This window comes from Kribbella sp. NPDC051936 (assembly GCF_040680955.1).
In the GTDB taxonomy this organism is placed as follows: Bacteria; Actinomycetota; Actinomycetes; order Propionibacteriales; family Kribbellaceae; genus Kribbella.
In genome coordinates this window covers 112,837-124,121 of the sequence record NZ_JBFAXS010000008.1, presented here as the reverse complement: position 1 = coordinate 124,121, position 11,285 = coordinate 112,837, and the positions used below count along the sequence as shown (strand labels likewise).

Genomic DNA, 11,285 nt, shown 5'->3' with positions numbered 1-11,285 from the left:
TTTTGTGGATGTTGTAGAGGCACTGCAGCGACAAGCGACCGCGTGTGAGGGTCTGGGGTCCCCGATGTATGCCGAGTTGCTCCGGCTGCTCGTGGACGACTACGAGGTCGGTGGGGTCTCGGGCGAGGTACTGGCCGAGTACGAGGGCCGTTCGTTCGGCGAGGCGATCGGTCTGCGGCTACTGGCGGCTGTGCACGGCATGGTGCTGTCCGGCACCGCACCGGAGTTGGCGGCGTTCTACCCGAGCGCCGGCGGGGCCTGGGACCCGGTGCTCGGCTGGGAGGCGTTCGAGCAGCTCCTGCAGTCGCGGCTGGGCGAGGTGCGGTCACTGCTGACACAACCTCCGCAGACGAACGAGGTCGGCCGGTCGGCGGCGCTGTACGGCGGTCTGCTGCAGCTGGTCGAGGCAGTCCCACTGCCGGTACGGCTGTTCGAGATCGGCGCCAGCGGGGGACTGAACCTGCGCGCCGACCGCTTCCGATACGTGGCGGACGGGACGTCGTACGGGCCTGCTGACAGTCCGGTCGTTTTCGAGTCGGCCTGGTCCGGACAGGTGCCGTCGGTGGAGCTGCGGATCGCGGAGCGGGTCGGCTGTGACATCGCGCCGGTGAACCCGTTGACGCCGGACGGTGCGCTCACGCTGACGTCGTACGTCTGGCCGGACATGCCCGATCGCTTGACCCGGCTCCGCGGCGCGCTGCAGGTCGCCCACGAGGTCGCGGCCGACGTACGCCGTGAAGACGCCGTCTCGTTCCTGAACGGGCTGGAGCTGTCGGAAGGACACGTCACCGTCGTCTGGCACTCGATCATGTGGCAGTACCTCCGCCGTGCCGACCGATCCGCGATCCAGGCCCGGCTGGCGGAGCTCGGCGCGCAGGCCACCGAGTCCGCGCCGTTGGCCCACCTCAGCCTCGAGCCGCACGCCGTGATGACCCACGGCCGCGGCACGGACGGCTACGAGTACCGCGTGGACCTGCAGACCTGGCCGGATGGCAAGACGCGCGCACTGGGCACCGCGGCTCCCCACGGCCAGGACCTGGTCTGGGGCTAAGCGCTCCGACGGGTAGCGCGCATCTCCTGGAACAGCTCGAGCTCACCGTCGGATGCCGCGCTGAATCCCTGCCAGTGGAAGGAGGTCGGAGTGACGTCGGTGAACGTCCACCGCGAGCGAACGCCGGCCGCGTCCGTGCCCTCCTGGATCATCCCGCCGGAGCCGTCGGGGCGTCCCGTCTGGATGAAGTACGACGGAATGTTCGGCGAGATCCACGTGATCTGCCACAGGCCGGTCTGTACGTCGTACATGCGGACTGTGGTGCCGGGGAAGCGTCCTTGGAACTCGGGGCAGTGCAGTACGTCCTGGATGACCCGTCCGCCCAAGGTCCAACCGAAACGCCATTCACCCGCGGCGGTGCGCCACTGGCCGTCGGGGAACCGGTAGCGGTTGCTGATACTCCACGTGCCGACCAGGCGGCCGTAGAGCATCAGCGCCTCCGCGTGGTCAGGGTCCGGACCGTCCGCCGACAGCAACTCGAGCACCTCACACCCCCTGCAGTGCTGCGACGAGAGTGTCAGTGAGTTCGGCGGCGTAGCGGCCGTCGGGGTCGAGGTCCGGGTCGAAGATGCCGATGTCGAAGCCGACGCACCGGGGTGACGCGAGCAGCGGGCGGAGGAGCGCGCGGAGCTGGTCGTGGTCGATCCCGCCCGGGTCCGGGCTGTCCACGGCCGGCATGACAGCGGCGTCGAGGATGTCGACGTCCAGGTGCACCCAGAACCCGTCCAGGTGGTCGAGGTGCGCGAGCGTCCCGCGAGCCGCCGCGTCCGGGTCCTCGGCGATCTTCGCCGCCGGCCACACCGGGATGCCCGCCTTCTCGACGTCGCCGACGTACTCGTCGTCGGCCCGGATCCCGAGCAGCACCGCGTCGGTGTCGAGCGTGTACGGCCCGAGCGCTTCGAGATCGGTCAGGTCCGCCTGGCCCCGCCCGGTGACCAACGCCAGCGCCTCACCGCCGGCGGCCCCGACGTACGGCGAGTTGCCGACGGTCCGGAAGTCCGAGTGGCCGTCGATGTACACGACGCCGTACCGCCCGAGCCGCTTCAGCCCCAGCGCCGGGCCGAGGAGGTTGCTGCACTCACCCCCCAACAGCACGACGAACTTCCCCTGCCCGACGAACCCGGCCACCCGATCCGCCAAGCGCACCGTGTACGCCGCCATGGCCGCCGCGTTGAACACGCCGTCGCCCGGAGTCCACCCGGCCATGTCGTACCGCGGCGGCGTCACGCAGCCGCCGTCCTCCGCCCCGATCCGCGCCAGAAAGCCCCGGTCCCGCACCGCGCCCGCCAACTTGTAGCACCCCGGAACCACACCGGCAGCCGGCGCCCGCAACCCCAGGTTGGACGGCCCGTCCAGCACAACCCGCATCCATATCTCCTAACCGGTAAATGCAATTCAACCGGTTAGATGCTGGCTGTCCGCGCTGTAGCTTGTCAACGGGGCGCGGCTACTCGAGTCCCCGCGGAGTCGGTCCGGCCCCGCGATCGACGCCGGGCCGGCTGATTCCCGCACCGGCGGGCGCTCCGGCGCCACGCGCACCGTCGCCGAGCTCCGGCCGACGATGAGTGGCCCCCGCGGCCGGGGCCTGATCCTGCAGGAACCGCATCGCGTCTCCCTGCCCGGCGCCGACCGAGACGCGCGTGCCGGCATCCGGCGGAGGAAGCGTGTCGAGCTCCGCCGGCTCGGTGCGGCCGGCCGACTCAAGCCGCGCACCGGTCTCGTTGGTCACGGAGCGCTGCTGCTCCCCGGCCTGGAGATCCGTGGACACCGCGGCAGCGGGGTTGGGCATCCGCGCGGGATACGGCTCGCCCGGGTTCTGCTGGTAATGCTCTCGGAGCTGTCCGACGCCCCTATCGATGCCCTCGACGGTCAGCTCCGCGACCATGCCGCCGCGGCCCGGACGATGCTGGACGCCGTCCCACTCGGGGATCGCCATCTGGTTCACCAGGTGTGCACGCGCGGCCTGCTGGTGCTCGGGATCGGGCGGTACGACGTCCGCCAGCTCGTTGCGGACAATGGTGTCCGCGACCGTGTCCCAGCCCATCACCGTCGGCTGGTCCACCACCGCCTGGAGCAGTTGGTCACGCTGCTGCGCGGAGGTCGTCGCGCGGTCCAGCAGCGCGTTGCCCGCCTGCACCGCACCTTGGTACTCCGGCTCCGGATCCGGGACCCCGTCGTACGCGGCCTGGTCGGCGAACGTCCGGAAGTCCTCGACGGCGCTGATCTCGACGAATGCCTCGTTGACCGCGATCGACGTGCCGTTACGTACGGCGTTCGGCTCGTTCGGGGCGTCGATCGGCGAACGGGAGTGCTTGGACTCGTGCAGCACCGTGGCCAGGGCCTGCGCCTGGGCCTCGGGGTCGGCGCTCGGCGCACCGCCGGTGAGGTGGTCGAGCACGAGCCGCTGGTTCAGCCGGATCGAGCCGTCCTTGTTGTGAAACCCGCCCCACTTGGCGTCGGTACGGGCGTACAGGTCCTGCTTCCAACCGTTCTCGCCGCCGGGGTGCAACCCCTGGGCGATCTGGTAGAGGCGGGCGAACTCCTTGTACGTCTCCGACGACCGATCGACCAGGACTATGCCCTCGCTGTCGGCCACGGTCAGTTGCCGGCCCTCGGCTCGTCCCAGGGCGCGCCCTCGGCCAGCAACTCCTCGGAAGACTCCAGGCCGCGGGTCAACGCGCGAATCGCGGTGCTGTCGGAGCCCGCCCGATCCGCGATCGCCCAGATCTCCTCCCGAGCCCGCGCGAACGCCGCCAGCCGCTCTTGCCTGGAGCCCTGCTCCAGGTCCGCGGACTCCAGCACCCGCAGCGCCTCGGCCATCTCTGCCGACTGCTCGCCCTGCATCTGCACCCTCCCCGCACTCGAACCGACATCAGCACAGTAACCGGACGTGAGGCCCATCCACCCGTACAGCGGGGTGTGGGGTCGCGCAGTCGTCTGACGGGGTGGGGCTGCCGCAGGTGATCCACAGGTTGCGGGGCCGGTAGACTCGGGGAGTTCATCGCTTCGACGAAACGGACTGTTTCTCGTGTTCGACACGCTTTCCGATCGGCTCTCCACCGCGTTCAAGAACCTGCGGGGCAAGGGCAAGCTGACCGACGCCGACATCGACGCGACCGCCCGGGAGATCCGGATCGCGTTGCTGGAGGCCGATGTCGCGCTGCCCGTCGTGCGGGAGTTCATCGCGGCGGTCAAGGAACGCGCCGCCGGCGCCGAGGTGCGCGGCGGGCTGAACCCGGCGCAGCAGGTCATCAAGATCGTCAACGAGGAACTGATCAACATCCTCGGCGGCGAGACCCGCGAGCTGCGGATGGCCAAGAAGCCGCCGACGGTGATCATGCTCGCCGGTCTGCAGGGCGCCGGTAAGACCACCCTGGCCGGAAAGCTCGCGAAGTGGCTGCGGGAGACCAAGCACCAGACCCCGATGCTGGTCGCCGCCGACCTCCAGCGGCCGAACGCGGTGACCCAGCTGCAGGTGGTCGGCGAGCGCGCCGGCGTCCCGGTGTTCGCGCCCGAGCCCGGTAACGGCGTCGGCGACCCGGTCGAGGTCGCCCGCAAGGCGATGGACGAGGCGCGTAGCAAGCAGCACAGCGTGGTCATCGTCGACACCGCCGGCCGGCTGGGCGTCGACGAGGAGCTGATGAAGCAGGCCGCGGACATCCGCGACGCCGTCAGCCCGGACGAGATCCTGTTCGTCGTCGACGCGATGATCGGCCAGGACGCGGTCACCACCGCGCAGGCCTTCCTGGACGGCGTCGGCTTCGACGGGGTGGTGCTGTCCAAGCTCGACGGTGACGCCCGCGGTGGCGCGGCGCTGTCGATCGCGCAGGTGACCGGCCGCCAGGTGATGTTCGCCAGCAACGGCGAGAAGCTCGAGGACTTCGACGTCTTCCACCCCGACCGGATGGCGTCGCGCATCCTCGGCATGGGTGACGTGCTCAGCCTGATCGAGAAGGCCGAGCAGACCTTCGACGCCGAGGAGGCCGCCAAGACCGCGGCCAAGCTGGCCAAGAAGGGCGGCAAGGACTTCACGCTGGACGACTTCCTGGCCCAGATGCAGTCGGTCCGGAAGATGGGCCCGCTGACCAAGATCTTCGGCATGCTGCCCGGTGCGAACCAGTTCAAGGATCAGTTGGAGAACTTCGACGAGCGGGAGATCGACCGGATCGAGGCGGTCATCCATTCGATGACCCCGGCCGAGCGCGCCGACCCGAACATCATCAACGGCTCCCGCCGGGCCCGGATCGCGAAGGGTTCCGGGACCGAGGTGGCCACCGTCAGCGGCCTGGTCGAGCGGTTCTTCGAGGCCCGCAAGATGATGGCCGCGATGGCGTCCGGCAAGGGCATGCCGGGGATGCCCGGGATGCCGGGAATGCCCGGCATGGGCGGCGGCGCCCGGAAGGCCAAGCAGCAGCAGAAGAAGGGCAAGAAGCGCGGCTCCGGCAACCCCGCCAAGCGGGCGAACCAGGCCGGCCGGCAGCCGCAGGCTCCGGAGCCGGGCCAGTTGCCGGCCGCGTTCGGCGGGCAGAACGGCGGCGACTTCGAACTGCCGGACGATTTCAAGAAAATGCTCGGCGGCAACTGACCCTCCTGGTCTTCCCGAAAGGGCAGTACCGACGCGTCCTGTCAGCTGATCGGATGGCAGAACTGTCATCCGATCACCCGGCGCGAGGGATGCCCCCTCCGGCTTACGGTGGTGGGGTAGTGACGTGAACAACCGGCGACGGGCACCCGAACGAACCGTTCGGTACTCGGTGACGGCGCACCGGCGCCGGTTGTGGCCGACCTCCCGACGGCTAAGATCGTGCCTACGCCCGGAAGACACACCAACGCCCGTATTGCGTCGAGGACGGTTCGGATGAGGCAGCAGTTCAAGAACCTGGATACCTGGCGGGGAAAGCTGACCGCCACCTGGGTGTGCCTTGCCCCGCCCACCGCCATGGTCGCCGTGTTCGTGGTCGGCGGAGTCACCTCGAACACGTTCATCGTCGACGCGCACGCGCTGTCCGCCCCGCGCCAGGACGCGGTGTTCGACGACCTGGCGAACAACGTGCCCGACCAGCCGGGCGTCGACGGCAGCCTGCCGACGCAGGACAAGTCCACCGTCCAGGTTCCCGTCACGGGGACGACGGACGGCACCGTGCAGCCGATCCCCGGCGCTTTCGGGAACGCCTCGGGCATTCCCGGCACCGTGCTGGCGGCGTACCAGAAGGCCGCGCGGGACCTGGCGATGTCGATGCCGGGCTGCCACATCACCTGGCCGCTGCTCGCCGGGATCGGCAAGGTCGAGTCCGGGCACGCCAGCGGCGGCAAGGTCGACGGATTAGGCAACACCCGCGGCAAGATCCTCGGCCCGGTCCTGGACGGCGGCCCCGGGATGGCGGCGATCGCCGACACCGACCAGGGGCTGTACGACGGGAGTGCGACCTGGGACCGCGCGGTCGGGCCGATGCAGTTCATCCCGGGCACCTGGAGGGCCTTCGGTGCCGACGGTAACGGCGATGGGGTCAAGGACCCGCACAACGTGTTCGACGCGGCGCGCGCGGCGGGCGACTACCTCTGCTCCGGCGGGGCGAACCTCGCCGATCCGCAAGGCCTGGTCCAGGCGGTGCTGCGCTACAACCACTCGATGGACTACGTGTCGACCGTCCTGCGCTGGATGCAGTCGTACAGCAACGACACCGTGAGCATCCCGGACAAGCCCGGCATCATCGACACCCCGGACGACGACGGCAACGCCGACGACCGCGAGTCGACGCCGACGTCGACCCCGCCGACCACCGCGCCGCCGACGACGGTCCCGACCACGGCGCCGACGAGCTCCAGCCCGACCGCCGCAACGAGCTCGACGCCGACGTCCCCGCGGCCGACGAACAGCCCGGCGACGTCCACGTCCACGCCGCCCACCACCTCGAAGCCGACCAGGCCGCCGCTGAGCCCGCCGCCGAGCAGCCCGACCAAGACGCCGACGAGCCCGACGACGAGCCCGACCACGACGCCGACCACGCCCACGGAGTCGCCGACCAGCACGCCGACCTCGCCGACGACCTCGCCGTCGGGTGACCCGACGAGCGACCCGACCTGCACCCCGGCGACGACCACCGCGCCGACCAGCAGCCCGACGCTGACACCGACGCCGGAGCCCTGCAGCACGACGTCCCCGCAGGGTGAGTCGTCGGCCAGCCCGAGCGACGCACCCTCGGCGGCCGGCTGAGGCCCGATCGATTCAGGCCTGCTACGGTCAGTAAGCCGAGATAGCGGCGATCGTTACCTCGGTGCCGGTTTTCCGAGGGGTTTCTGGGCGGCGTAACTTTGCGTCGTCTTGATGTAACTTTCTGGCGCATGGTTCGTTGAAGGGGCTATGCGCCTAACCCGTAGTGGTAACCGTCGGGTCAAAATAATCATCGCTTCTTTGTGTACGGCCCCGCTCCTGGTCGGGGCCATCGTGACCGTTGCCTCGGGGGGAGCCGGTGCCTCCGGACCGCTCGAGGCGGGCAGCCCGGTCGCCCCGTCACCCGGGGCCGGGCTGAACAGCGGCGAGTTCGACGAGCTGACGATGATCGTGCCGCAGCGTCCCGGTGTGGACGGCCGGCTCGGATCCGACAAACCTGCCCGCGACGACGTCCCCGTGCAGGGGGCCACCGACGGCCGCTCGGTCGTGCGTCCCGGGCGGCCGGGAGCCGTGAACGGCATCCCGCGCGGGGTGTTCCCCGCCTACCGCCGCGCCACCGCCAACCTCGCGGTCGTGCGGCCGAACTGTGGGCTGACCTGGCCGTTGCTGGCCGGGATCGGCAAGGTCGAGTCCGACCACGCGAGCGGCGGCCGCGTCGACGTGGCCGGCACCACCCGCGGCCGGATCCTCGGCCCGGTGCTGAACGGCCGGCACGGCAACGGCCGGATCACCGACAGCGACAAGGGCAAGTTCGACGCCGACCAGACCTGGGACCGGGCCGTCGGGCCGATGCAGATCATCCCGCAGGTCTGGGACGAGTTCGGGGCCGACGGCAACGGCGACGGCTACCGCAACCCGAACAACGTGTACGACGCGGTCACCACGGTCGCCGTGGTGCTCTGCGCCGAGGGCGACGACCTGCGCCGGCCGCGCGACCTCGTCGCCGCCCTGCTGCGGTACCAGCACTCCAAGGACTTCGTCGCCACGGTGCTGAAGTGGATGCGCGTCTACAGCAAGAACGCGGTCCTCGTGCCGAACGCGAAGGGCAACATCTCGACCGCGAAGACGAACGGCAACGCCGAGCGCCGGGTCGACCCGCGCCAGGTGCCGGACGTTCCGGACGACACCACGACGCCGACGCCGACGCCGACCGCGGTGCCGACGACACAGCCGCCGGTGGTGCCGACGTCCACACCGGACGACCGGACGACGGTGCCGAAGCCGGCCGGGACGCCGACCGACTCCCCGACCAGGACGCCGACGAAGACCCCGACCAAGACCCCCACCAGGACGCCGACGAAGACCCCGTCGCCGACACCCACCCCGACCCCGACTCCCACACCGACCCCGACGCCGACGGCGACCCCGACGGAGACCCCGTCCGGGACCCCGTGCGCCGGCAACGAGACCACCACCCCGACCTGCACGCCGGGCGGCGGCTCGCACGGGTAGCTCGCACCGGGTAGCTCGCACCGGCTGCGCCTCGCCGGATACCGTCAGCCGTATGACGGTTTTGAGGCTCGTCGGCACGGTGCTGCCGGCTGGTGAGCAGCAGGAGATCCACCTCAGCGGTAGGCTGGTCGTCGACCGGCCCACCGCTGCTGATGTGACGACCGTGCACACCGGCGGCTGGATCGTGCCCGGCCTGGTCGACGCGCACTGTCACATCGGCCTCGACCAGCACGGCGGCGTCGACCGGGAGATCCAGGAGCAGCAGGCGATCGCCGATCGGGAGGCCGGTGCGCTGCTCGTCCGGGACGCCGGCTCGCCGGTGGACACCCGCTGGATCGACGACCGTGCGGACCTGCCGAAGATCATCCGGGCCGGCCGGCACATCGCCCGCTCGAAGCGTTACATCCGCAACTACGGCTGGGAGATCGAGCCGGAGGAACTGGTCGCGTACGTCGAGCAGGAGGCCCGGCGCGGCGACGGCTGGGTCAAGCTGGTCGGCGACTGGATCGACCGCGACGCCGGTGACCTGACCCCGTGCTGGCCGGCCGAGGCGCTGAACGCCGCGATCGCCCGCGCCCACGAGCTCGGCGCCCGGGTGACCGCGCACGTGTTCGGCGAGCACGCCCTCCCGGATCTGCTGGCTGCGGGCATCGACTGCCTCGAGCACGGCACCGGCATCGAGCCCGGACTGCTCGCCGGGATGGCCGAGCGCCAGGTGGCCGTCGTACCGACGATGATCCAGCTCGAGAACTTCCCGCAGTACGCCGAGCAGGCCGCAGCCAAGTTCCCGATGTACTCCGCCCACATGCGTGACCTGTACGAGCGCCGCCTGCACCGTTTGCGGGACGCGTTCGAGGCCGGCGTCCCCGTCTATGCAGGGACCGACGCGGGCGGTGTTCTCGGGCACGGCCTGGTGGCGCAGGAGATCCAGGCGCTGACCGAGATCGGCATGTCGGGGGAGCAGGCGCTCGCCGCGGGGTCGTGGGCGGCCCGGGCCTGGCTGGGCGCACCGAGCGAGCTCGGTCCCGGCGATCCGGCCGATCTGGTCGTCTACGACGAGGATCCGCGGGCGAATCCGGCCGTGCTGACCCACCCGCGCCTGATCGCGCTGCGTGGAAGCGTGATCTTCTCCCGGTGACGGGAAGAAATTCACTCAAACACTGGAATCAGCGGAAGATCTTCCCTTAGCGTGGCTCTCGGGACCGCCGACGCCCCTCGGCGGACCAGACACGGGAAGGAACCGCCCCGATGGGTAAAACCGCCCTGATACCCGCATTCCTGGCCGTCGGCGCACTGGCCTTGACGGCTCTGCCGAGCAATGCGGCCCAGCCGCCGTCCGAGTCGGAGCTCGCCTCCGCGTTCCGAGCCGCCTCCGCGAAGTACGACGTACCGCGGGAGGTGCTCGTCGGCGTCGGGTTCGCCGAGACGCATCTCGACGGCCACGACGGCACACCGAGCCAGGCGAACGGCTACGGCGTGATGCACCTGGCCGCCAACAACGTGAACAAGACGATGTCCGAGGCAAGCAAGCTGACCGGTCTGCCGGTCGCGACGCTGTCCAAGGACGACACCTCGAACGTCCTCGGCGCCGCCGCCGTCCTCGACTCGTACGCCGATCAGGCCAAGCTGACCGACCGCGGCGACCTCGGTCAGTGGTACGGCGTGATCGCCAAGTACTCGCACTCCGCCGACGCGTCGACAGCACGGCTCTACACCGACGAGGTCTACCGGATCATCGCGCGCGGCGTCCGTACCGCGGGCGTCTCGACGGACCCGCAGGCGGTCACCCCGGACCGCGGCGCGTACGCGAAGGCCGCTCCGCTCGGGACCGCGGCCGTCGACTACCCGGGCGCGATCTGGAACCCGGCCAGCACCAGCAACTACCGCGTCGGACGGACCGCGGCGATCACCACGATCGTGATCCATGTGACCCAGGGCTCGTACGCCGGCACGATCAGCTGGTTCAAGAACCCGTCGGCACAGGTCAGCGCGCACTACGTGGTCCGCTCCAGCGACGGCGAGGTCACCCAGATGGTGGCCGAGAAGGACACCGCGTGGCACGTCCGGACCGAGAACCCGTACACGATCGGCATCGAGCACGAAGGGTACGTCGACCAGCCGTCCTGGTTCACCGACGCGATGTACCGTTCGTCGGCCGCCCTGACCCGCAACATCGCCGACCGGCGGGGCATCCCGAAGGACCGGGCCCACATCAAGGGCCACAGCGAGATGCCGAACAACGACCACACCGACCCGGGTCCCAACTGGAACTGGGACTACTACATGCAGTTGGTGAACGGCGGCGACCCGAACCCGCCGACGTACAACTTCACCACCTGGGGCAGCGGCGTGAACGTCCGCTCGGCGCCGAAGCTGTCCGCCTCGATCGTCACTACGCTGCCTGGCCCGACCCAGGTGTTCGTCGAGTGCCAGATCCAGGGCGACACGGTGACCGCCAACGGCTACACCAACAACTGGTGGGCCAAACTGCGCGACCAGCACGGCTACATGACCAACATCTACATCGACGACCCGAACCAGAAGCTCCCCGGCGTACCGGACTGCTAGAAGGCGAAAGGTAGAGCCTGCTGTACCGACTGCGCTGCCGCT

10 protein-coding genes are annotated in these 11,285 nt (G+C 70.2%); 6 read left to right on the top strand and 4 right to left on the bottom strand.

What is annotated here, in order from left to right; translation table 11 throughout:
* Window positions 1-4: 4 nt before the first annotated feature.
* Window positions 5-1,051: a DUF2332 domain-containing protein gene (locus tag AB0L64_RS28050; RefSeq protein WP_363714750.1), complete on the top strand. Its 1,047-nt coding sequence runs from the start codon at window positions 5-7 to the stop codon at window positions 1,049-1,051.
* Here AB0L64_RS28050 and AB0L64_RS28045 read toward each other — a convergent pair.
* From AB0L64_RS28045 to AB0L64_RS28030, 4 genes are all read right to left on the bottom strand, one after another.
* Entirely contained in the window at window positions 1,048-1,536 is a 489-nt protein-coding gene (locus tag AB0L64_RS28045; protein ID WP_363714748.1) for a hypothetical protein, read from the bottom strand. The two genes, AB0L64_RS28050 and AB0L64_RS28045, sit on opposite strands and share 4 nt — an antisense overlap.
* Window position 1,537: 1 nt before the next feature.
* Complete coding sequence (locus AB0L64_RS28040) at window positions 1,538-2,419, bottom strand: arginase family protein (RefSeq protein WP_363714746.1); 882 nt, start codon at window positions 2,417-2,419, stop codon at window positions 1,538-1,540.
* A gap of 79 nt (window positions 2,420-2,498) precedes the next feature.
* Window positions 2,499-3,647, bottom strand: coding sequence for a hypothetical protein (locus tag AB0L64_RS28035; protein WP_363714744.1), 1,149 nt, complete (start codon window positions 3,645-3,647; stop codon window positions 2,499-2,501).
* Between the two features lie 2 nt (window positions 3,648-3,649).
* Window positions 3,650-3,895 (bottom strand): hypothetical protein, encoded by a 246-nt coding sequence (locus tag AB0L64_RS28030; protein WP_363714742.1) that lies wholly within the window; start codon window positions 3,893-3,895, stop codon window positions 3,650-3,652.
* 184 nt (window positions 3,896-4,079) lie between these two features.
* Here AB0L64_RS28030 and ffh point away from each other — a divergent pair, with 184 nt between their 5' ends.
* The 5 genes from ffh to AB0L64_RS28005 all read left to right on the top strand — a co-directional run bounded on the left by ffh (window position 4,080) and on the right by AB0L64_RS28005 (window position 11,243).
* A complete protein-coding gene (ffh, locus tag AB0L64_RS28025) occupies window positions 4,080-5,636 on the top strand; it encodes a signal recognition particle protein (protein ID WP_363714740.1) in 1,557 nt (518 codons plus the stop codon).
* A gap of 273 nt (window positions 5,637-5,909) precedes the next feature.
* Window positions 5,910-7,265 carry a lytic murein transglycosylase gene (locus tag AB0L64_RS28020; RefSeq protein WP_363714738.1) on the top strand — a complete coding sequence of 452 codons (1,356 nt, stop codon included), beginning with the start codon at window positions 5,910-5,912 and terminating at the stop codon, window positions 7,263-7,265.
* Between the two features lie 231 nt (window positions 7,266-7,496).
* Complete coding sequence (locus AB0L64_RS28015) at window positions 7,497-8,675, top strand: lytic transglycosylase domain-containing protein (protein ID WP_363714736.1); 1,179 nt, start codon at window positions 7,497-7,499, stop codon at window positions 8,673-8,675.
* 52 nt (window positions 8,676-8,727) lie between these two features.
* Window positions 8,728-9,813 (top strand): amidohydrolase family protein, encoded by a 1,086-nt coding sequence (locus AB0L64_RS28010; protein WP_363714734.1) that lies wholly within the window; start codon window positions 8,728-8,730, stop codon window positions 9,811-9,813.
* A 110-nt stretch (window positions 9,814-9,923) separates the two neighbouring features.
* A complete protein-coding gene (locus AB0L64_RS28005) occupies window positions 9,924-11,243 on the top strand; it encodes an N-acetylmuramoyl-L-alanine amidase (protein WP_363714732.1) in 1,320 nt (439 codons plus the stop codon).
* Window positions 11,244-11,285 lie beyond the last annotated feature (42 nt).